This is a genomic window from Pseudoalteromonas piscicida, assembly GCF_002744175.1.
In the GTDB taxonomy this organism is placed as follows: domain Bacteria; phylum Pseudomonadota; class Gammaproteobacteria; order Enterobacterales; family Alteromonadaceae; genus Pseudoalteromonas; species Pseudoalteromonas piscicida_B.
In genome coordinates this window covers 17,192-39,104 of record NZ_NKHF01000060.1, presented here as the reverse complement: position 1 = coordinate 39,104, position 21,913 = coordinate 17,192, and the positions used below count along the sequence as shown (strand labels likewise).

The window sequence follows — 21,913 nt, the reverse complement described above, 5'->3', positions numbered from 1 at the left end:
GGAAATACAGGTTTCTAAGACTCATTTATACCAATTTTATTAGTGCTCGAGCGGTTTTGTTTCTGTAAATTAGAAACGGTTAACAATGCTCATGCTAGTCTCCTCTTCAAGTTTATTGGAGCGTTAATTTAAGCGGTATTATGCAGTGCAATCGAAATCATCACCCGTCAACAAACTAATTTGGTAGGCTTTGGAGTGGCACCAAATCGAATAAACATTGCATGTAATTAGCATGCAACTAACTTATGAGAGTGAATTATGCTTAATCCTTTTGACATCGTAATTTTTGGTGGGGGGGGTGATTTAGCACTTCGTAAACTCCTACCTGCTTTATATCGTGCTTATCAAGAAGGCAACCTACCTGAAGGCACTCGCATCTTACCAACCGTTCGTGAGCAAAATAAACAACAAGAATTTATCGAAACGGCACATCTTGCATTGCAAACTCACCTTGGCAAAGGCGAATACAATAAAAAAGATTGGACTGCTTTTGCACAGTTCTTAGTGCCAGTGGTTGTGAATGTAACAGAAGAAGATGAACACTGGGATACGCTAAAAAATATCTTGGCTGACGCTGAAGATAGATCTCGCGTATTCTATTTATCACTACCGCCTGCGGTATATGGTCGCTGTTGTGAACTGTTATCAATTAAAGGCTTAATTACCGGACAATCTCGAGTTGTTGTTGAGAAGCCGATTGGATACTGTGGTAAATCAGCAGAAGAGATCAATGCTAAAATTGGTGAATTCTTCACTGAAGAACAAGTGTTCCGTATCGATCACTACTTAGGTAAAGAAACCGTACAAAATCTCATGGCACTTAGGTTCTCAAACGCATTGTTTGAAAACTTGTGGGATGCTAAAACTATCGATAACATCCAGATCAGCATTTCAGAAACAGTTGGCCTTGAGAGCCGTGCAGGCTTTTACGACAAAGCTGGCGCATTGCGTGACATGGTACAAAACCATCTGTTACAGCTACTTTGCTTAGTTGCGATGGAATCTCCACACAAGCTTAATGCAAACAGTATTCGAACTGAAAAGCTCAAAGTGTTAGAAGCACTGCGTCCATTAGTGGGTGAAGATGTGGATAACAATGTAATTCGCGGACAATATGTACCTGGAGATCTAAAAGGTAAGCTAGTACCTGGCTACCTTGAGGAACTGGGTGAGGGGTCTAGCAAAACGGAAACGTTTGTGGCGATCCGTGCCCATATCGACAACTGGCGCTGGTCTGGTGTGCCTTTCTACTTAAGAACGGGTAAGCGAATGAAAGAGCGCTGCGCTGAAATTGTCGTAGAATATAAACCAGTTTCACACAATGTATACGGTGATGCTGCAGGCCCAATTCAACCAAACCGTTTAGTGATTAGGTTACAGCCAGAAGAAAGTATACAACTTACGCTAATGTCTAAACGCTTAGATAGTCTAGAAATGCAATTAGAGCCTGTAACGTTAAATATTTCATTAAGTGAAAAGTATAACAATGGCTATCATTCGGATGCATACAAACGCCTAATGCTAGATGCTGCAGCGAATAACCCAGCCTTGTTTATTCACCGTGATGAAGTACGTCAAGCATGGCAATGGATTGACCCAATTGTTGAGCGTTGGCAGAGCAAAGGCACTCCATCGCTTTATCGCGCAGGCTCTTGGGGACCGGAAGACGCAGATGAATTGCTAGAAGAGAACAAGCATGTGTGGTTTAACGCAGGAGAGCAGGTGTAATGGCGAAGATAACCGAAAGAACTTTTGCGTCGAAAGACGAGATGACTGCGGCACTTGCGCAATTACTGCAATCGAGTCTAAACCAAGGCATTGAGCAAGACGGCGCAGCAACTTTACTGGTATCCGGTGGGTCATCTCCTGAGCCTGCATATAGGTATTTATCTGGTGTTGAGCTTGGTTGGGACAAGATCACCGTTGCTATGGTTGACGAGCGTTGGGTTGCAGGTGACCACGAAAAGTCAAACGAAGCATTTATCAAGTCAACATTATTACAAGATAAAGCGGCAAATACGCAGTTTGTTACAATGAAAAACGATGCTGATACGGCAGAAGAGGGCGCTGAGGCGTGCGAAGCTGCTTATTCTAGCCTGAAAAAGCCATTTGATGTGACAATTTTGGGTATGGGTCCGGATGGTCATACTGCCAGCTTATTTCCAAGTGCAAAGGGTTTAGAGCATGCGCTCACCACATCGAATACAGTGTGCGCTATTAACGCGCACAAAAGTGAAGTGACAGGCGATATCACAGAGCGAATGAGCTTATCGCTTGCTGGGATAGCAAACTCCAAGTCGGTTGTTTTGTTGATTTCTGGTGATAAGAAAAAGGCCGTTTACGAAGTAGCTAAGCAACCTGGTTCTGAAAGTGAAATTCCATTACGAGCGGTGCTAAATCATCCTGATATCAATTTAACCGTTTTCTGGTGCCCATAAAGCTTTAGTGAGCTCGGGTTACAAACTGAGTTTCATTTTTTATTGGCTTAAGTCACATCATCCCGTGGCTTAAGCCGTATAGGGGTTGTTTTGTCAATATGCTGGACTTTAGAACACCTCTATTTTCCTAGCAGTCAATCAGTTCTGATTTATAACCTGGCCTTCGGGATAACCCTTCACCTTTTATCAAACACCAATCTAGTCGTTTATACCCATTTAGGTTTAATACCTGTTCAATTTGAGAGAGTATAGCTGACCCTAACCGCGTTACAAATTTCTTATATTAGAACAACTAAGTAGAAAAATTTTTGCTTTGCCAGCATGGACGCCTGTACCTTGGTGTGAGCAAGATGCAGTAGCGGTGTTATTGACAAGATTTTTCCAATTCATAATCTAGCTTTTATAGCTGTGAATCAATTTGAAGGGTGGATGACTAACTTCTTATCCCCAGTTCAGGTTCAATTGCAAAGCTTTACCTTACCACTCAATTAATTTCACCCTGTTTCAAAACAGATCATTTGCTTACCTTACAAAAGGTATTAGCTAGAGTTTTTGAGTTTTTTCGGAACAGGCACGCAACAATGCCACTCATGCGTTATTCTTATTTGTTCGATTTTTATTAGTTGTTTTTCACTAAAGCGAGTTGAGAATGTCGAAATTGGTGAACTGGCAATTATTCGTTATTTAGTTTTATGCAAAAGCTAGTAGTGACTAACTCAACAATCTAGGTGACATTTGATATTTGTCATAAAAAATTCTATTTAAATGACTAGACATAGATAACCGACAACTCTATAATGACAGCGTTGTCATTGATATTGATTCTCATCTTGAACTTCTGCCCGAGTTTAACCTTGAATCAGAATACATTCCCCTTGAGTGTATTCATTAATGCCTCAGTGTACCCTTTTTATATAATTTCTATCCTAAAAGCCTACAGCAGCAAATTTTTTTGTGTTATCCTTCGGTCGTTTTTGTAACAAATCATATCTCGGTCATGTTTAAATCTATATTTATCAATAGGATATACTCCTATATGAAAATTTTTTGAATAACCGACCAAAAAAATTGTAGCGATAATGTAATTTAGGGTGTATGGTTTGTTATTAGATGACAGCGTTGTCATCATCACTGGGCAGAAGTGATTTAAAAAACCAACAAAATGATTCAAGGGGAATCCTGTGTTAGCTAATAATTTCAAAAAAAGCTTACTTGCAGTTAACGTTAGCATCGCACTAGGTGCGGGCTTTTCAGGCGTTGCAGTTGCAGAAGAAAGTCAAAATAACGTACAAGAAAACGTAGAAGTCATAGAAGTTCGTGGTATTCGTCGCTCATTGGAAGCGTCAATGAACACGAAAAGATTTGCCAACTCTGTTGTCGATGCGGTATCAGCTGAGGATGTAGGTAAGTTTCCTGATAGTGATGTGGGCGAAGCACTTGGCCGGATATCAGGGGTTACAGTGGGCCGTCAATTTGGTCAAGGTCAGCAAATTTCTATTCGCGGTGCTTCTTCTCAGCTAACGCGGACTCTTCTTAATGGTCACACTGTTGCTTCAACAAACTGGTATGATCAACAAAATATAGATCGCAGTTTCAACTACTCATTGATGCCTGCTGAAATGGTCGGCGGTATTGAAGTTTACAAGTCATCGCAAGCTGATTTACCTGAAGGTGGCGTCGGTGGTGTTGTCATCGTAAAAACCAGAAAGCCTCTAGATTTGGATGCAAATACGGTATATGCAAGCGCTAAGTTTGATTACGGTTCAGTTTCTGAACAATGGGACCCAGAAGTTTCAGGTTTATATAGCTGGAAAAATGAAGATGAAAACTTCGGTGCACTGGTAGCGTTATCTCGCAAGAGCACAGACTATCAGCGTGCAGGCACTGAAACAATTCTAAACTGGGGCGGTGCGGTAGCACCTAGTGTATTCAAACAAGAGCGTGAGAGAACAGCTTACAATATTGCATTACAATATGCGCCTACGGATGAATTGGAGTTTGGATTAAACTATACATCTTTGGACCTTCAAGCTGACAACATCAATAGTTCATTGTTTATGTTCTCACAAGGCGCTGATGCTGCCCAGTGGATACCATTTGGAGATGGCACACCTGAAGGGCCGCTTGGAAATAGACCCGAATGTCAACAACAAAATGATACACCAGTTCATAACTGTATTAAAACCACATTAGATGAATTCGCAGGCGGAAGCTGGGGGCAAACATGGGTACGCGATGCCGAAATGGATTCTCAAACGGTAGAGTTTAACGCAAAGTACACCGGCGATACATTTGTTATTGATGGACGTATAGGTACTACAAGTTCGGATGGTGGTACTAATCTTACGGCCGCACAGCGAGCTGGGATTGGTGAAGCTGCTGACTTTGCAGGTGTGTACGATGCAACAGGAAAGACTTATGTTGTTGATACAGCGGTAAAGTCTTGGACAAAAGAAGACTTTGTGGCTGACCTCGACTTACCTGGCTGGTCTATTCGTAGCCAACCAAACACTGACGAAGAAGATTTCGTTCAAGGTAATATCAAGTTTTTTGTTGATTTCGGCGCGATCACAGCAATTAAAACAGGTTTTTCTTATGCTCAACATGAGGTAAGAGAGAGACTTTACTGGCCAAATCCAAGAATTGCTCAAGATGTTAGTGACGGCAATCCAATTAACCTATATAAAGATAGTCAGTTGACACTAGGTCAAGGTTACCTATTCCCTGAAGCTGATTATGATGCTTTACTAGCGAGAGCAAAAACAGGCGCCGGAGATTTAGAGCTACTTCGCTCGGGCTACGGTACACTTGAAGAAGATAACTTTGCTGCATATGTAATGGCAGAGTTTTCTGCTGAGAATATTCGCGGTAATTTTGGCTTGCGTTATATCAGTACAGATGTTTCTTCTGACTACTATGCGGTTGATTTTGATGGTTTAGCAAAGGGGTTATATGCTGAAGGTGGTGTTCGAGAGGGTTACCAAGCATATGAAACAGAATTAACAACTGAGAAAGGCAGTTATAACGATGTTTTACCAAGTGTAAATATTGTTTTTGACTTAAGTGAAGACCTAATCCTTCGTACCTCGGCTTCTCAGGTTATTTCACGAGCTAACTATGCTGATATGTTTGCGCGACAAGAGCAAACTGGTTATAACGACGACCTTGCATTAAACGAGGTGTTGGTAAAAGGTTCACCTGCACTTAAGCCCTTTAAAGCAACGCAGGCAGATTTAAGCTTAGAGTGGTATTATTCACCGAGTGCCTTACTATCTGCGACCTACTTTGTTAAAGATATTGCAACTTTCACAACTGCAACTCAAGTTAGAAATCAAAGTATTGGTATCGTAGATAACTTTGGTAATGATAACTGGACACTCAGCACTAAGAAAAACGCTACAGGCGGTGATATTCGGGGCGTTGAATTCCAGTGGCAAAACTCATTTGATAACGGGTTAGGTTATGTGCTCAACTACACATTCGTTGATGCCGATGCCGATCCAGAAAACTATGCAGATACTGTAGCTGAGTTTTCTGACTCATCTAAACATAGTGTAAACCTTGTTGGTTTCTATGAAGCTGATAATTATACCTTGCGCGCGGCATATAACTGGCGTTCAGAATATATGATCCGAGAAGGTGCAAAATTCTATGGAAATAGAATGCACGATGACTATGGTACGCTTGATCTTACTGCGACGTATACATTTAGTGACAATATCGGGTTTACTTTAGAGGTAGTTAATCTACTCGAGGAAGATAGTATTCAAAACGGTGTTGCACCTTCAGATGCTCAAGTTAAGGAGGATCTGAAAAATGGTTACCCAGCTTGGTCGTTTGAGGGTGAAAGAAGAATTATTGCTGGTGTAAACATCAGATTCTAATTGTTCTAGATTATCACTAGCCCAGCACCCGCTGGGCTTTTTTTATGTTATAAAAGGCATATTGCTTACTATAGTTAAAGTTAAGACATGATAAATAGCTACGTAGTCGTTGGTGGTGGAACAGCAGGGTGGCTTACTGCTTGTATCCTTGCTAAAAAGCTGTCTGAGTATTCAGATAAAACGGTCACATTAATCGAGTCACCTGATATACCCCCCATTGGTGTTGGAGAAGGTACTGTACCTTCAATTAGAGAAACGCTAAAAATGATTGGTATTTCTGAAACTGATTTATTTTCTAAGTGTGATGCTACATTTAAGCAATCAATCAAATTTGAAAGCTGGTTAAAACCGGGGGCAGATAATAGCCAACATTATTATCATCATCTATTCGACTTTCCATTTCCATTTGGAGAGAGCCTCTCACCCCTATGGCAAAATCTAAAACAATCAGGGGTAGACACTCCATCGTTTGCTTCTTTGGCTTCTATTCAGGAATATCAGGCTGAGCTTGGTCGTGCACCCAAGAGGATTACGGATCCAGAATATACAGGCATTTCAGATTATGCTTATCACTTTGATGCATTAAAGTTTGCGAGACTGTTGAAAGAACATGGTACTTCTAACTTAGGTATTCGCCATGTTACTGACAATGTTGTTACCGTGAATAAGAAAAGTGATGGTTCAATTCTTAACTTAAATATGCAATCCGGCATAACTCTTGAGTTTGACTTTTTCGTTGACTGTACAGGTTTCAAAAGTGTTTTGCTTGGAGATGCGCTGGAAGTTCCTTTTATCCCTAAGAGTGATGTCATCCTAACCGATAAAGCATTGACGATCCAAGTTCCGAATCTTAGCGAAGATATACCTCCTTATACCATCTCCAAAGCCCATCGTTGTGGTTGGATCTGGGATATCGCATTGACGAGTCGAAGGGGGGTTGGGTTTGTGTATAGTTCAAAACACTTGTCTGATGATGACGCCATAAATGAGTTTGGCAATTATCTCGGAATGAAACTCAACGCGGATGATGTGCGAGTTGTAGACATGCGAATAGGGTTTCGAGAAAAGTTTTGGTACAAAAACTGTGTAGCAATTGGGTTATCACAAGGGTTTATTGAACCGCTAGAAGCAACAGCTATTCTGCTTTCAGATTTCTCAGCAAATCTATTCTGTAATAAGCTACCTCAAGCTCATGATGACTTAGAGGTGCTATCAGAAAGGTTTAATGAAAGAGTTAGTTCCGCATGGAACAGTGTCGTTGATTTTGTAAAATTACATTACTGCATATCAGACAGAGACGACAGCCAGTTTTGGCTGGACAATAGAAATGACTCTACCATTCCTGACTCTTTGCTAGAGAAGCTGGCATTGTGGAAGTTGCATGGACCAACTAAAGATGACTTTACAAATAACTTTGAGGTGTTCCGTCTTGAAAACTATTTATACGTTTTATTAGGTATGGAATATAGCGCTAAATATAATCCTGTTTCCGAAAATCAGTTAAAGAGGCTTCAAGAGCAAGCTGAACGGGTTAAAAGTACTGCTGAACAAGTGGCGCAGCAGACTCAAAAACAGCTTAAGGTGATCGAGGCTATTAAGCAGTATGGCCTATCAAAATGTTAACTTAGTATTCGGAAAAATGAAGCTATCGTAAGGCGTCCAGTTTCAGGGTTGCGATCTATACTTTTTCCGTTGATATTTGCGCAATGGAGCTGGTTGCTAGGGTACAGCACTAATCTATTGAATTTTGCTGGAATTGAGCAAAGAGTTTCAAACTCTTGATTGTCATCCGATAAATAGCAAGCATGCTTATTTTGGTTGTGGGCACGATCGACCATTTCCTGCATCTTATGTAAGTTATCCGCAGTCACAGTTGCGAGTCCATTATCCTTATATTCATACAAAGAGGTTCCTCCAAAACTGTCATCGCAGAAAAAATGAACGCAGGCAAAATCAGAGCTGTCAATGGAGTCTACATGAGGCACTGTTTGTAAGTAGTTGATTTCATTTTCTTTTAGTGTAATGAGGCTTAGCAGACAACGGTAAATTTCAACTGTATTAGCTAGGCCTGAACTTTCAATTGCTTTGTTTAGGAGGCGCTCATAGGGTTTTGGCATTAACTCCCTTACTCCTGGGTATAGAGTTCCATCTTTTCCTGGGCTTTGGAAGTAAGCATGTTTAGTTGCAAATTCAACTACGGCTTCTGGATTGGTAATTACATCATCAATAATATAGACATAAAAATTATGCTTTTCTATGTACAGTTTTTTTACTTTTAGTTTTGGATTGAGTTCAAGCTTCATGAGACTATAAACTTTCTTAGTTAACCTTATGAAATATAGCCACAAAAAAATTATGAAAGCAACGATTTCAAAGGGTGGATGAGATAAAATGGGTGATGGGAAGGAGAAATAAATATTTAACTTCCAATTTGCCACGAAAACCGCTAGCCTTAGGGGCAATAAATAAAGTAACAAATACGTAAAATAATGGAGCAGTATTATGGCAGAACAACAAGTGCAGCCTTTACACAACGAAAAGCACGCTAACATCAAAGTTCAAAATGGCGTAAACGTTGATTTCCTTAAAACACAGCACTTAATGCCTGTAGTAGCGCATGAGTTCGCGCGTGTAGCAACAGAATTCCCAATGGCGTTTGTAAAAAATACAGAATCAGGCCAATTCCAAGCGGTTGCTATGTTTGGTCTTCAGCCTGGCGAAAACTTGTTTGTAGATGGTGACAAGTGGACTGGTAGCTTTGTACCAATGGCTGCAGCGCGTTATCCGTTTGGTTTGGTTAAGCACCCTGAGCAAGATCAGTTTGGTATCGTTATTGATGAAGCAAGTCCGTTAGTGGGCGAAGAAGAAGGTAACGCGCTTTTTGAAGATGGTAAAGAAACAGAGTATCTAGGCCGTCGTAAAGAAGCGCTAGTTAACTATGTTGAGTTTGCTCGCGTAACGGAAGCCTTTACTCAGTATCTTGCTGACAAAGAGCTTTTAGTTCAACAAACTCTAACAGTAGAAATCCGTGGTGAGAAAAAAGACATCAATGGCATCTACCTTGTGGATGAGCGTAAGCTAAACGAACTAGGTGACGAAGATTTCCTAGAGCTACGTAAACGTGGCTATTTAGCACCAATTTTCGCATTCTTAACTTCTACACATCAAGTAGCACGCCTTGCTCGCATGAAGGCACAACGCGAAGCAAGCTAATCGTTTCTAATAGAGTAGAATGATTCGATAAAAGCGCTTCCAGAGGGAAGCGCTTTTTTGTGGATGCGACTCATGGGTTTCTATCAACTACGACGTAAGTAAGTTGGGCTTACAATTTTAACGCGAAAGCTTGCATCGTTCTAAAATTCACCTCATGCTGAAGTTTAACAACGAACCAAGGTATAAAAATGAAAAAAACCTCTTTGCTAGCTGCCTTATTTGCCGTGGCGACGACCGCCGTTGCCACCGAAGAAAAAGTAACGCCATTCGCTATCGCTATCCATGGTGGTGCAGGTACTATAGAACGAAGCCAGTTTACTCCAGAAAAAGAAAAACAATATAAAGCAAAACTTAAAGAAGCTGTTGAAGCAGGGTATAAGGTACTAGAACAAGGTGGAGAAAGCCTTGATGCGGTCACGGCAGCTATTAACATTCTTGAAGATTCTCCTTTTTTTAATGCTGGTAAGGGCGCCGTGTACACTTATGACGAGGGCCATGAGTTGGATGCCTCAATTATGGATGGCCGTAATCGCCAAGCCGGTGCGGTAGCAGGGGTTCAGCATATCAAAAATCCAATTAACTTGGCTAAAGCGGTTATGCAGCACTCTGTACACGTTATGCTAAGCGGTGAAGGAGCCGAAGACTTTGCCAAAAAGCGAGGGTTTACTTTTGTAGAAAACAGTTACTTCGATACCGATGCCCGTTATCAGTCTCTGTTAAAAGCTAAAAAGCGACTGCAGATGAGAGAGGCCGCCACAAAAGACTATCAAGCCGCGCACCAGACCCTGGACAGTCACTACAAAATGGGCACCGTTGGTGCTGTGGCACTTGATAAGCATGGTAATTTAGCAGCAGGCACTTCAACTGGTGGCATGACGGCCAAGCGCTTTGGTCGGATAGGTGACTCTCCGGTTATTGGGGCTGGCACGTTTGCAGACAACCGCTCGTGTGCCGTGTCAGCAACAGGGCATGGCGAATATTTTATTAGGTATAATGTCGCGGCTGATATCTGCGCACGCGTTGCTTATCAGAACAAATCGATTGAAAAAGCTGGGAAAGAAGTGATTTTTGATACCTTGTATCCAATCGGTGGTACTGGTGGCGTTATCATCGTAGATCCAAAAGGAAATATTAGCATGCCATTTAATACCGCGGGGATGTATCGTGCGAGCAAGTCGTCAACAACACAGACCTATGTTGGTATTTATAGCGACTAAAACAATATTTCATCGAGATTAAGCAAGTTTATTAAACGCCAGCTACTATTAATATGATAGCTGGCGTTTTTAATGGAGATGAGCAATGCAATCAATAAAAGTCGCAGACTACTTAAATCATCGCCCTGTAACATTTAATCAAGATATGCGCGTGGAATCAGCAGTAGAAAAACTGCTCCAAAGTGGTCAGTCGGGAGGCCCTGTTTTAGATGAAACACGGCGGGTAATTGGTTTTTTATCGGAGCAAGATTGTCTCAAAAAAATGTTAGAGGCAACATACCAAAATGAGTCACATAGCGTGGTATCTGACGTTATGACTCGGGAGCCGTTATGTGTTAAGTGTGAGGATAGTATTGTACAAATTGCAGACATGATGAGCTGCAATAAGCCTAAGATTTACCCGGTAGTAGACGATGATGGTCGCCTGCTCGGGGTGATCAGTAGGGCAAACGTGCTGCTTGCAATTGATAAACATTTGCATGATGCCTATACCTCTGGTCATAGGTATGTTTAAGGGAGTTACTTGTTTCAGAGCTTATGATGGAATTGTAAAACAGCGTAGCGATACTGCAAAAATCGTTGCTCTTGACCAAATTTAGTTGGGTTAGCTCTATTTGATTTGGTAAACTACACGGCGTTTTATGTAATCACAAGGTGTCGTGTAGTGCAGGTTGACTCGCTGTTCAAAGAGCTAAATTCATGTCTTAAAAAGGATCACTTCCTCCTCAAAAAGCGCCTTCATGGCGCGAAGAAAATTACCGATCAAGAAAAGCAATTGCAGGTGGTTAAAAAAATAGCCGCTGCAATAGCTAAAAGCCAAGCGCTCAAGGTAAGGCGAAGTGAGAATATCCCTGTAGTCGAATATCCCGAGCAGCTTCCAGTCAGCCAAAAGAAAAACGATATAAAAGACGCTATCGCAAATAACCAAGTGGTCATCGTTGCGGGGGAAACCGGTTCTGGTAAAACCACTCAGTTACCTAAAATTTGCTTAGAATTAGGTCGAGGTGTTGATGGGTATATTGGGCATACACAGCCGAGAAGATTAGCCGCGAGAAGTGTTTCGACGCGAATTGCAGAGGAAATTGGCTGTGAGCTTGGGCAAGAAGTAGGATTTAAAATTCGTTTCTCTGACCAAGTATCGGACAATACGTACGTAAAGCTAATGACCGATGGTATTTTACTCTCGGAAATTCAGCAGGATAGATTCCTTAACCAATACGATACTATCATTATCGATGAGGCCCATGAGCGAAGCCTTAACATCGACTTTATTTTAGGGTATCTAAAGCAGCTGTTACCAAAGCGTCCAGATTTAAAGGTTATTATTACTTCAGCAACCATTGACCCTGAACGCTTTTCGAAACACTTCAATAATGCCCCTATCATAGAAGTGTCAGGCAGAACATATCCTGTTGAAGTGAGATATCGCCCTGTTGAAGATATTGACTCGCAAAATAGCGAAGCCGAAAACGATCAGCTACAGGGTATTTTTGACGCAGTTGATGAGTTATGTGCGCAAGGACCAGGAGATATTCTGATCTTCATGAATGGTGAGCGTGAAATACGAGATACTGCCGATGCACTGGCAAAGCGCAACTTAAAAGGGGTTGAAATTTTACCACTGTACGCGCGGCTTTCTAATGCAGAACAAAACCGTATTTTCGCAGCTCATAGCCAGCGACGCATAGTACTCTCTACAAATGTGGCAGAAACGTCGTTAACCGTGCCCGGGATCCGTTATGTAATCGATCCAGGTACTGCGAGGATCAGCAGATATAGTTATCGAACTAAGGTACAGCGTTTACCGATCGAAGCCGTTTCGCAGGCGAGTGCCAATCAACGAAAAGGGCGGTGTGGACGTGTAGCATCAGGTATTTGTATTCGCTTGTACTCTGAAGAAGATTTCCTTGGCCGTCCTGAATTTACCGACCCTGAAATTTTAAGAACAAACCTAGCCTCAGTCATTTTGCAAATGCTTGCGCTTGGACTTGGGGATATCGGCCAGTTTCCATTTGTACAGGCGCCAGATAGCCGTAATATTAAAGATGGTATGACACTGCTAGAAGAGCTAGAAGCGATAATTCCCACGCAGCGCCGAGAAAAAGCCAAACTAACCGAGTCGGGTCGCAAACTTAGCCGCTTGCCGATAGATCCAAGACTTGCAAAAATGGTGATGTCAGGAGCGCAAAATAGCGCGCTTTGGGAAGTAATAGTCATTACAGCGGCGCTGTCGATTCAAGACCCAAGAGAGCGCCCCCAAGACAAGCGTGCTGCTGCCGATGAAAAGCACGGTCGGTTCGATAGTGAACATTCTGATTTTGTTGCTTATCTTAATCTTTGGAATTACATCGAAGCACAACAACAAGCATTGACTCGCAATCAATTTAGAAAGCAGTGCCAAAAAGACTTTTTAGCATATATGCGTGTACGTGAATGGCAAGATATTGTGTATCAGCTGACTACAGTATGCGAAGAGTTGGGCTTTAAGGTGAATAATACCCCAGCTTCCGATGAAGCCATCCATCAATCTCTATTGAGTGGGATGCTGAGCCATATCGGTGTGAAGGATGAGAAGCAAAAACAGGTTTTCAAAGGTACTCGCAATAGCCAGTTTCATATCTTCCCAGGCTCTAGCTTATTTAAGAAAAGTCCAAAATGGTTGATGTCGGCGGAGCTTGTAGAAACCAGCAAACTCTATGCGAGAGTCAATGCAAAAATTGATGTAAATTGGATTGCACCTTTAGCCACACACTTAGTTAATAGAAGCTACAGTGAGCCGCACTGGGAAAAAAAGGCCGGTGCGGTGATCGCCTATGAGCAACAAACTTTGTATGGCCTGATCATCGTTGGCAGAAAGCGCACTGTGTATAGCGATATTGACCCAATTATTAGCCGCGAGATCTTTATTCGTGAAGCTCTGGCAAATGCGCAACTGGGTCAAAGTGAAGGCTTTTTGACAGCGAACCAAAAGCTGGTAGAAGAAGTACAGGCACTCGAAGATAAAGCCAGACGTCGCGACATCTTAGTTGATGAAGAAGATGTAGTTGCGTTTTACAACGAGCGAATTCCACAAGATGTTAACAATCGTGCAGCATTCAACAAATGGTGGCGGGTGAAGAAGCAAAAGGAAAAACGTTTCTTACATATGACTCGTGAGTTGCTAATGAAGCATGAGGCTGAACACATCACTGAAGCACACTATCCAGATACGTGGCAACAGGGTAACCTAATCTTACCGCTTAGCTATCATTTTGACCCGGGACAGGCATTAGATGGTGTGGCGGTCAATATTCCTCTTGCGTTGTTAAATCAGGTGCAGGATGAAGGGTTTGACTGGCATATTCCTGCGCTCAGACATGAACTTATTTGCGGGTTAATTAAGTCATTACCTAAAACATTAAGACGAAACTTTGTTCCGGCACCAAACTATGCCGATGCTGTGCTTGCATCCATAGATGTGATGCAGGGTTCATTCTTAGAAGCGTTAGCAAATCGTCTCCTGCGAATGACAGGTGTAAAAGTTGCGGAGTCTGATTGGGACTTAACATCACTCGAACCTCATTTAAAAATGCAGTTTCAGGTAGTAGATGACAAGGGTAAAGTGATCGCACACGGTGTTGATCTGCTTGCGTTAAAGGCGAAACTACAGGGACAAGTCACCGAAACACTTTCACAGGTTGCAGAGCAAGGGATTGAACAGGTTGATATCCAAGAGTGGGATTTTGGTAAATTGCCCGAGCAATACACCAAAAAGCAAGGAAACTATGAGATCAAAGCGTTTCCTGCATTGGTTGATAAAAAGCACAGTGCTGCCATCGAGCTATTTGATAATGAGATAAAAGCCCAAACTGCTCATCAGTCAGGGCTGCGCCGCTTGGTATTATTGAATGTGCCATCGCCAGTTAAATATTTGCAACAGCACTTGCCAAATAAAGCTAAACTTGGACTGTATTTTAATCCGTTTGGAAAAGTACAGGATTTGGTAAATGATTGTACCGAGGCTGGAGTAGACAGGTTACTACGTGAGTTTGGTGAAATCCGAGATGATAAAGCATTCGAAGAAGCGAAAGAGCATGTTCGAGCCGAACTCGGTGATACGGTTGTGGAGATCGCAAAACAGGTTGAAGCGGTTCTCAGCATAGCGCATGCCATTAATAAAAGGATGAAGGGTAGAGTTGATTTAACGATGATCACCGCTCATGGTGACATTAAATCTCAGTTATCCGGTCTTATATTTAAAGGCTTTGTTACCGAGCATGGCGCACAAAAAATGCCAGATATTTTGCGTTATATGAAAGCGATAGAGAAAAGGCTTGAAAAACTTGCTGTGGATCCAAATCGAGATAGGCTGTGTGTACTAGAATTAGAAAAAGTGGCTACGGCTTACCAAGAAAAGTTAGCAAAGATCCCGTCAGGTTTGCCGGTTCCTGAATCGCTAATAAATATTTTTTGGATGCAACAGGAACTTAGGGTATCTTTGTTTGCTCAAACATTAGGCACTGCTTACCCAATTTCGGCTAAGCGCGTTCTTAACGCTATTAAAGAGTGTGAAATTTAAACTTGCTTTTTAGAGTACGACAGTTACTTTAATATATGAGGAAGTACAGTTTTGGATTGTGAGAAGGAAGCGGCATTGACAATGTCCACACGAGAGAGAAGGAAAAATGCACCGCACCTGCTAGTGGTTGACGACGAGTATTTTAATTATGAAATGCTGGAAGTTGCACTATCGGGCGCGTTTGAGCTGAGCTACGCTAACTCCGGCACGAGTTGCTTGTCGAATGCAATTGCTGATCCTCCAGACGCAATTTTACTGGATGTTTGTATGCCGGGGCTTGACGGCTACGACACCTGTCGAATGCTGAAAAATACACCAGAGACTAAGGATATTCCTGTGTTGATGGTGTCAGGTTTAGAATCTGAAAAAGAACAAAAAGCCGGGTTTGATGCAGGATGTGATGCCTATGTAGTCAAACCGTTTTCTATGCAGTCGCTATTAGAAAAAATAAAATCAATGGTGTAGGAGCAGACATGATCAATGAAGATAAACGTCGCTTTATGCGGATGTCGGTAGATGCTGTAGCAAAATTAACCGAGTTAGAGACTGGAAGAACACATCAAGGCGTTTGTCATGATTTAAGTGCAACTGGATTGTCCGTGACAATCAGCGACCCAATTGAAGCAAATACCATAGTGGATATCTTCATTGACTCAAGTGGGGATATGATCCAACCGCTGAGTGCCCACGCCAATGTCATCCGTTGTAGTCAAGAGCAGGACAATCAATGGATTGTTGGACTTGAAATAACACAATTTAATTAAGTTGATTTACTAGAGTATGCGTGACTTAAAGCATGCTAAGGTGGAGCCGTAGTTTACACTTCCCAAAATAGAGCGAACTGTAAGGTTCTATTCGTTAAAAGTGACCTCATTGTCGTTCTAGTAGGCCTAACTACCTGCACTGTTTGGGCGGGTATAAGTCGCCTTTTGACCGTGAGTTTGTTCAATTTGAAGGAGTCGCCTTGACTCTAATTGTGTAGTACTTCTTGCTCAATACCACTATGCAGCAATGTCTTTCTTACCTACGCATATTAGTGATAGCAGGGGTTGAAAGCGAAGTCTTGCGCTCATACCCTGCTTTTAAATTGTGCGTTTATTTACTATGCTTATATTTACTACGCATAGTTATCTGCTTTTTTGAGTCTGATCCTTTAATAAACCTTACAGATCAGACCTTTCAGGTAAAAGCCTTCAGGGTAATTGCCGGCGATAGGGTGGTCGGCAGCTTGATTGAGTCTTTCCATAATTAACAACTCTTTGCCTGCATCAAGCGCAGCGTCGGCAACTACTTTTTGGAATAAGTTTTGTTCCATTAAGCCGGAACAAGAAAATGTAAGTAATGTTCCGCCTGGTTTTAGTATTTGCATGGCAATCATATTAATATCTTTGTAGCCACGGCATGCGCCGTTTAGTTGAGCTTTACTCTCTGCAAACTTAGGCGGATCCATAACAATAGTATCAAACTGACGACCTTCATCACGATACTGTCTCAGCAGCTTAAATACATCTTGTTTTACAAACTCCGCTTTTGAAAGGTCAAGACCATTGTGTTCAACGTTACGCTTTGCGGTGTCCAAAGCGGGCTGGGATACATCAACGTTGATGACTTTATTACAACCACCTCGTAATGCATATAGGCCGAAAGTACCCGTATAACAGAAGCAGTTGAGTACTTCTTTGTCTTTCACAAAACGCTCTAATGCGGCGCGGCTATCACGTTGGTCTAAATAAAACCCAGTTTTGTGACCTGAGATGATATCGACTTCAATTTTTAATCCGTTTTCACTGATCAATACCGGCTCTGTTGGTGCATCACCTGATAGAGGACCTGTGATTTTATCTAGACCTTCTTTTTTGCGTACATCAACATCCGAGCGTTCATATACGGCACACTCAGGGAATAGCGACTTAAGCGCCATGACGATTTCACCTTTGTGACGTTCTGCACCTGCACTTAATAGCTGGCACACTAGATAATTATCGAATTTATCAATGGTGACGCCAGGAAGACCATCAGACTCGGCGGCGCACAAACGAAAACCAGTTAGAGCGCCCTCAGCAATGACGTATTCTCTTGCCTCAAATGCCTGAGCAAGCTTTTGCTCAAAAAAGGCTTGGTCGATTTGTTGAGACTCATCGAATGTCCAAATTCGGGCTCTTATTTGTGAGTCAGGGCTGTAAGCTGCCGTCGCAAGATATTTGCCATCGTTGCTATAGATTTTGACGGTATCACCCAATGCAGGTTTACCCTTCACTTTTTTAATCGCTTTTGAAAAAACCCAAGGGTGTTTTCTGTTAAGGGATTTTTTTCTTCCAGGTTGCAGATATAGCGCGCAAGTCATATATTTTCTCTAATCTTTCTTGATAGCTGCCATTTTAGTGAAGGGTGTGGCAACATACAATCAGTAATGCCAACTCGGTTTGTAAAGTGTGCTAAATGTTGGCAGTTATCGGTTAAGTTGCGCGATCAAAAATCGTTAGAGCAACGGTTTTACTACAGTAGACATAATTAAAAGTTGAGCTCAATGACATTACCAATGCATGAATTAGAAAAAGCATGTGAAGAATTCATGCTATCGACTCCTTGTGCTGATACAGCACACGACCTTTCTCATATTAAAAGAGTTGTTAAGGTCGCCAAGTCTCTCTGCGAAGCTGAAAGTGCAGATCCTGCCGTTGTGATCCCTGCTGCTTGGTTACATGATTGTGTAGCCGTTGCAAAAAATCATCCCGATAGACCGATTGCATCAAAGTTGGCGGCAGACAAAGCGGTGTCGTTCTTAACGGCATTAAACTATGATACTTCAAAGCTAGAAGCTATCCATCATGCTATTGTCGCGCATAGCTTTAGCGCTGGCGTGACGCCGACTACGCTTGAAGCCAAAATAGTACAAGACGCAGATCGAATGGATGCGTTAGGTGCAATTGGGGTGAGCCGGTGTATGAAAGTCGGTGGTGCGATTGCTAGAAATTTATACCATGTTGATGACCCGTTTTGTGAACATAGAATAGCTGACGATACAAAATACACGTTAGATCATTTCTTTATTAAGCTACTGCATATAAAAGATAATATGCATACCGTCGCGGCTCGCGAAGAAGCAGAGCGTCGGACACAGTACATGGTCGACTTCTTAGCACAATTAAAGTCAGAAATAGCCAACTAATGTTCGCCATATCAACTTCTTGTAGCCCAGCTATTGGAAGTTGATCTATTTTGCTGACTTTGAGTGTGGACAACACAGGGCCTTGTTATCGAGTCATTTGCTTTACAAAAACTACGACAAATAACGCAAGAGAAAAGCTTCCTGTAAATGCTTCTATGGCGGCTATCAGCCTAGAGATCCCCACTGGGGTTATGTCTCCGTATCCTAACGTGGTAAAAGTAACCACACTAAAATAGAAGCTATTGAGCAATGCCATCACGTTTTCAGACAGGCTATTGCTAAAGTCCAACTGCATAATCTGGTCTTGGAAAGAGACGCCAAATAAAAAATAACAAAACGCACAGGTAATGATCATACCTAGGCTAAAGCGAATGACATTTTCAGGTTTCTCACCATATCCACAGAGCAAATCGACAAAACTTGAAATAAGGTGACGCTTTGAGAAACGAGGGTACTGAGCATGGCGCATTCGCAGCTCTTTGTACGTAAAGCGGCCCACCATTTCAAATAAGCCTTGATTTTCGGCACCTTTTCTTAATAAGCGGTATATTTCTTCAGATTGAAGGAATAGATCTTCGGCTTCTTCCTGCGCTTTATTTTTGCGGGCTTCAACGGCTTGCTGCTCTTGTAACAGTTGCTCACCGAGCTCCATGTTATCAATGCGAGTGTTTTCAAGCTTGATACCGAGTAAATTGGTATTCTCAAGGTCGCAACAGTGGAGGCTGGCTTCTCTTAAATCAGCTTTCATTAACGAAGCATTTTTAATGGTGTTATTAAAGAGGTGTGCACCTTTTAAATTTGCGCGATAAAAGTTGCTATAGGACAAATCATAGCCATGATGGTTTTCATAATTAACTAGGTTGAGCCCTTCAAGGTTGGCACGCTTTAACTCTAAGCCTTGCAGCAGCCCGCCACGCTTGGCATAGCGTTCAAGCTTTTGGCTGAGCTCTAAGCCGCCTTTATCAAATTTATTGTCATGCCAAAAGCAGTAACCTGAGCCCATATCAATTTCACTGCATTTTTTTCCCTCAGGTGACACGTATTGGCAAGTTGGTTTATCCGCCATGAGTTGCCTAATTCAAAATGCCTTTTTTACTAAGCGTAGCAGCAAAAAAAATAAATACGGTGATTTAACTAAAAAAACTTTCTAAATTAGAAAGTGTTAGAAAGCAAAGCCTAAGTATATACTATGTGACTAGGCGTAAAGCCCCACGTCTATGTTTGTGTTGGGGAGTGACTCGAGAATTTACCTCGTACATAATGGCAGCTTTAGCATCAAGAATTTTTTACTTTGCAATATCAATTAAAGAAGAGCCAAAAACGTAAAAGCGTTGCGATAAAAATAAAGTCTGGACAAGTATTTGTGTACGCGCCAGAGCAAATCTGTGAGCGCTGGCTCCACAGTTGGGTTGAAAGTAAATCTGATTGGATCAGATCTAAGCTCGAACTGAAGGTGGTTGAGGTTGCTCAGCGTCCATTAGACACAGGTACAGTTCAGATTTTTGGAGAAACCTTTGTTATCCAACGGACGGACTCAGGTGTTTCATCCATTGATTTTCTCAATAAATACGTAACGTTGCGCCAATCCTCAAACGAGTGGGAAGAGCTTATCAACATATTAAAGAGAATTCTGATTAACTATCTAGAGGTAGTCATCGCAAAATACCAGCCAGCTATTCAGGCGCGATTCGACACTCTCAAAGTGAGGATTTACAAAAGCCGTTGGGGAAGTTTTTCATCAAAAGGGGTATTGGCATTTAACACATTGTTGGTGGGCGCACCTAAATGGGTAATAGATTATGTGGTAGTACACGAACTTTGTCATTACCACGTTATGGCCCACAACCATGCTTTTTGGAACTTGGTAACTAAACACTATGGAGCAGGGCACCAAAGGGCGCGCAGTTATCTGCGAGAGCATGGCCGTCGCTTAATGATAGAAAAATAATACAAGCAACTACTTGTTCGGCCTCACTTTACTTGCACGCTTTAATAGCTTTTGAAAAGTAGGGCACTCAAAGTGGCTAGGCGCTGGGCATTTTGCAGCATGGTATAGACCGTCTCGCATCGCGGTTAAATGCCTTATGGTATCGTTTAATTCATCCGCTTTGGATTGTAGCTTATTTCGATCAATCTCGGCCGAGCTATTTGATGTGAACATGGTCGCGATTTCATCTAACGAGAACCCCGCATTTCTTCCTAATGAAATTAACGCGAGTCTTTCTAAAATTGAAGGCGGAAAAACTCGCTTAAGGCCTTGTCGTCCAATCGAGCGGATCAACCCCTTTTCTTCATAATACCTGAGTGTAGAAGCTGGTAGCCCTGATTTTTTAGCAACAGTACTGATATCCATAGCATAGTTACCTATTACGTAAAGTTAACTGTCAGGATAACCTTAATTGGCAAAGATGAGGAGTTATCATGGTAAAAATTTTTAGTGAGACGAACGTACTTTACACGGTTTATCGGGTTTGTAGCTATAGAATGGCTATGATTTCAACAACAGGTTTACGGCATCGTTTTTACAGCAAGCTCTAACCGCTTATGCAAAATAGTGAGATGGTGCAAAATGGTGGAGGGAGCTGGATTCGAACCAGCGAAGGCTGAGCCGTCAGATTTACAGTCTGATCCCTTTGGCCGCTCGGGAACCCCTCCATATTTTGGAAAGTTGTGCTTTAAAGATGGTGGAGGGAGCTGGATTCGAACCAGCGAAGGCAGAGCCGTCAGATTTACAGTCTGATCCCTTTGGCCGCTCGGGAACCCCTCCAAAACAACGGCGCTGATAATAACAAAGTTTTTTCCGAAGTAAAGAAAACTACTAAAGTTTTTCCGAAAAATGTCGATAAATTCTGAAACAGTAGAATAATCGGTTGGAATACATGCAAATTGATGGCGTTTTAATCAGTGAGTCGCAATTAGGGTCTGCGTTAAATATTAGCGTTCATGAGACTCGATCTGCTGACTTTGCAATGCTGCTATCTATGCTGTCTACAGATGCATTAGATTTTAGCCAATTCCATCTGCCGAAATCTGAACAAATAGCAAAAGATAACTCCGAAGCGGCTTTAAAAAAGCAGTTTGAGGTTGGTCCACAAAAACCCCTCGCTCCTGAAGAATACAATATGCTGATCGGACAGCATAATGCACAACTGGTTGCAATGGGGGCGATGACCACCTTAAAACTAAAAGAAAGTCTCAACCCTGAGCCTTTTGCTCCACGTAACGATAAAAAACATATTCCACTGGAAGTTGTTGAGAATCTAGAACCCGCGGCTAAAAAGCGTCTCGCCAAGACTCAGGGGAAGTTAGAGCTTGTTGCCGACAAGCAAATGGATGCGGCGGGTTTTTATGACCAAATTGCAGCAGGAGACATGCAAAGCATGTTACGAGTAAGCGCCTAGCTTTTATTAATCTTCATCAAAACTTTTTGACTT

The 21,913-nt window shown here is 42.0% G+C and carries 17 protein-coding genes and 2 tRNA genes; 13 read left to right on the top strand and 6 right to left on the bottom strand.

The annotated features are described in order from the left end of the window. Positions 1-258 precede the first annotated feature (258 nt). The 4 genes from zwf to CEX98_RS13280 all read left to right on the top strand — a co-directional run bounded on the left by zwf (position 259) and on the right by CEX98_RS13280 (position 7,945). Positions 259-1,728, top strand: coding sequence for a glucose-6-phosphate dehydrogenase (gene zwf / locus CEX98_RS13295; RefSeq protein ID WP_099642543.1), 1,470 nt, complete (start codon positions 259-261; stop codon positions 1,726-1,728). Continuing rightward, positions 1,728-2,438 (top strand): 6-phosphogluconolactonase, encoded by a 711-nt coding sequence (gene pgl, locus CEX98_RS13290; protein WP_099642542.1) that lies wholly within the window; start codon positions 1,728-1,730, stop codon positions 2,436-2,438. The genes zwf and pgl overlap by 1 nt, the downstream gene beginning before the upstream one ends. A 1,181-nt stretch (positions 2,439-3,619) precedes the next feature. After that, positions 3,620-6,322 (top strand): TonB-dependent receptor, encoded by a 2,703-nt coding sequence (locus CEX98_RS13285; RefSeq protein ID WP_099642541.1) that lies wholly within the window; start codon positions 3,620-3,622, stop codon positions 6,320-6,322. A gap of 87 nt (positions 6,323-6,409) precedes the next feature. Beyond that, positions 6,410-7,945, top strand: coding sequence for a tryptophan halogenase family protein (locus tag CEX98_RS13280; RefSeq protein WP_099642540.1), 1,536 nt, complete (start codon positions 6,410-6,412; stop codon positions 7,943-7,945). Here CEX98_RS13280 and CEX98_RS13275 read toward each other — a convergent pair. After that, positions 7,942-8,625, bottom strand: coding sequence for a DUF6445 family protein (locus CEX98_RS13275; RefSeq protein ID WP_099642539.1), 684 nt, complete (start codon positions 8,623-8,625; stop codon positions 7,942-7,944). The genes CEX98_RS13280 and CEX98_RS13275 overlap by 4 nt on opposite strands. 199 nt (positions 8,626-8,824) lie before the next feature. Here CEX98_RS13275 and CEX98_RS13270 point away from each other — a divergent pair, with 199 nt between their 5' ends. From CEX98_RS13270 to CEX98_RS13245, 6 genes are all read left to right on the top strand, one after another. Then, positions 8,825-9,535, top strand: coding sequence for a SapC family protein (locus CEX98_RS13270; RefSeq protein WP_099642538.1), 711 nt, complete (start codon positions 8,825-8,827; stop codon positions 9,533-9,535). 188 nt (positions 9,536-9,723) lie between these two features. Beyond that, positions 9,724-10,752: an isoaspartyl peptidase/L-asparaginase family protein gene (locus CEX98_RS13265; RefSeq protein WP_099642537.1), complete on the top strand. Its 1,029-nt coding sequence runs from the start codon at positions 9,724-9,726 to the stop codon at positions 10,750-10,752. 85 nt (positions 10,753-10,837) lie between these two features. Continuing rightward, on the top strand, positions 10,838-11,266 hold the full coding sequence (locus CEX98_RS13260) for a CBS domain-containing protein (protein WP_099642536.1): 429 nt from the start codon (positions 10,838-10,840) through the stop codon (positions 11,264-11,266). Between the two features lie 150 nt (positions 11,267-11,416). After that, positions 11,417-15,310: an ATP-dependent RNA helicase HrpA gene (hrpA, locus tag CEX98_RS13255; RefSeq protein WP_099642535.1), complete on the top strand. Its 3,894-nt coding sequence runs from the start codon at positions 11,417-11,419 to the stop codon at positions 15,308-15,310. Between the two features lie 81 nt (positions 15,311-15,391). Next, on the top strand, positions 15,392-15,775 hold the full coding sequence (locus tag CEX98_RS13250) for a response regulator (protein ID WP_099642534.1): 384 nt from the start codon (positions 15,392-15,394) through the stop codon (positions 15,773-15,775). A gap of 8 nt (positions 15,776-15,783) precedes the next feature. Continuing rightward, positions 15,784-16,074, top strand: a complete 291-nt coding sequence (locus tag CEX98_RS13245; protein ID WP_099642533.1) for a PilZ domain-containing protein — start codon at positions 15,784-15,786, stop codon at positions 16,072-16,074. Between the two features lie 389 nt (positions 16,075-16,463). Here the strand turns inward: CEX98_RS13245 and CEX98_RS13240 are convergent, their stop codons facing one another. Next, positions 16,464-17,654, bottom strand: coding sequence for a class I SAM-dependent methyltransferase (locus CEX98_RS13240; RefSeq protein WP_099642532.1), 1,191 nt, complete (start codon positions 17,652-17,654; stop codon positions 16,464-16,466). A 183-nt stretch (positions 17,655-17,837) separates the two neighbouring features. Between CEX98_RS13240 and CEX98_RS13235 the strand changes: the two genes are divergently transcribed. After that, on the top strand, positions 17,838-18,479 hold the full coding sequence (locus CEX98_RS13235) for an HD domain-containing protein (protein WP_099642531.1): 642 nt from the start codon (positions 17,838-17,840) through the stop codon (positions 18,477-18,479). 85 nt (positions 18,480-18,564) lie between these two features. Here the strand turns inward: CEX98_RS13235 and CEX98_RS13230 are convergent, their stop codons facing one another. Beyond that, positions 18,565-19,545 (bottom strand): ion channel, encoded by a 981-nt coding sequence (locus CEX98_RS13230; RefSeq protein WP_099642530.1) that lies wholly within the window; start codon positions 19,543-19,545, stop codon positions 18,565-18,567. 225 nt (positions 19,546-19,770) lie between these two features. Between CEX98_RS13230 and CEX98_RS13225 the strand changes: the two genes are divergently transcribed. Continuing rightward, positions 19,771-20,427: a M48 family metallopeptidase gene (locus CEX98_RS13225; RefSeq protein WP_099642529.1), complete on the top strand. Its 657-nt coding sequence runs from the start codon at positions 19,771-19,773 to the stop codon at positions 20,425-20,427. Positions 20,428-20,436: 9 nt separating this feature from the next. Here the strand turns inward: CEX98_RS13225 and CEX98_RS13220 are convergent, their stop codons facing one another. From CEX98_RS13220 to CEX98_RS13210, 3 genes are all read right to left on the bottom strand, one after another. Further along, complete coding sequence (locus CEX98_RS13220; protein ID WP_099642528.1) at positions 20,437-20,832, bottom strand: helix-turn-helix domain-containing protein; 396 nt, start codon at positions 20,830-20,832, stop codon at positions 20,437-20,439. Between the two features lie 217 nt (positions 20,833-21,049). Beyond that, positions 21,050-21,134 (bottom strand) — tRNA-Tyr (locus CEX98_RS13215). Positions 21,135-21,161: 27 nt separating this feature from the next. Beyond that, positions 21,162-21,246, bottom strand: a tRNA-Tyr gene (locus CEX98_RS13210). A 112-nt stretch (positions 21,247-21,358) separates the two neighbouring features. On the opposite strand from CEX98_RS13210, the gene CEX98_RS13205 reads away from it, so the two are divergent. Next, positions 21,359-21,880 carry a VC2046/SO_2500 family protein gene (locus tag CEX98_RS13205; protein ID WP_099642527.1) on the top strand — a complete coding sequence of 174 codons (522 nt, stop codon included), beginning with the start codon at positions 21,359-21,361 and terminating at the stop codon, positions 21,878-21,880. Positions 21,881-21,913: the final 33 nt, after the last annotated feature.

Excerpts from the sequence above, each read along its gene's own strand:
- pgl (WP_099642542.1), top strand. The coding sequence starts at position 1,728 with ATGGCGAAGATAACCGAAAGAACTTTTGCGTCGAAAGACGAGATGACT.
- zwf (WP_099642543.1), top strand. The coding sequence starts at position 259 with ATGCTTAATCCTTTTGACATCGTAATTTTTGGTGGGGGGGGTGATTTA.
- CEX98_RS13230 (WP_099642530.1), bottom strand. The coding sequence starts at position 19,545 with ATGGCGGATAAACCAACTTGCCAATACGTGTCACCTGAGGGAAAAAAA.
- CEX98_RS13265 (WP_099642537.1), top strand. The coding sequence starts at position 9,724 with ATGAAAAAAACCTCTTTGCTAGCTGCCTTATTTGCCGTGGCGACGACC.
- CEX98_RS13220 (WP_099642528.1), bottom strand. The coding sequence starts at position 20,832 with ATGGATATCAGTACTGTTGCTAAAAAATCAGGGCTACCAGCTTCTACA.
- CEX98_RS13270 (WP_099642538.1), top strand. The coding sequence starts at position 8,825 with ATGGCAGAACAACAAGTGCAGCCTTTACACAACGAAAAGCACGCTAAC.
- CEX98_RS13205 (WP_099642527.1), top strand. The coding sequence starts at position 21,359 with ATGCAAATTGATGGCGTTTTAATCAGTGAGTCGCAATTAGGGTCTGCG.
- CEX98_RS13250 (WP_099642534.1), top strand. The coding sequence starts at position 15,392 with ATGTCCACACGAGAGAGAAGGAAAAATGCACCGCACCTGCTAGTGGTT.
- CEX98_RS13245 (WP_099642533.1), top strand. The coding sequence starts at position 15,784 with ATGATCAATGAAGATAAACGTCGCTTTATGCGGATGTCGGTAGATGCT.
- CEX98_RS13275 (WP_099642539.1), bottom strand. The coding sequence starts at position 8,625 with ATGAAGCTTGAACTCAATCCAAAACTAAAAGTAAAAAAACTGTACATA.
- CEX98_RS13260 (WP_099642536.1), top strand. The coding sequence starts at position 10,838 with ATGCAATCAATAAAAGTCGCAGACTACTTAAATCATCGCCCTGTAACA.
- CEX98_RS13235 (WP_099642531.1), top strand. The coding sequence starts at position 17,838 with ATGACATTACCAATGCATGAATTAGAAAAAGCATGTGAAGAATTCATG.
- CEX98_RS13280 (WP_099642540.1), top strand. The coding sequence starts at position 6,410 with ATGATAAATAGCTACGTAGTCGTTGGTGGTGGAACAGCAGGGTGGCTT.
- CEX98_RS13240 (WP_099642532.1), bottom strand. The coding sequence starts at position 17,654 with ATGACTTGCGCGCTATATCTGCAACCTGGAAGAAAAAAATCCCTTAAC.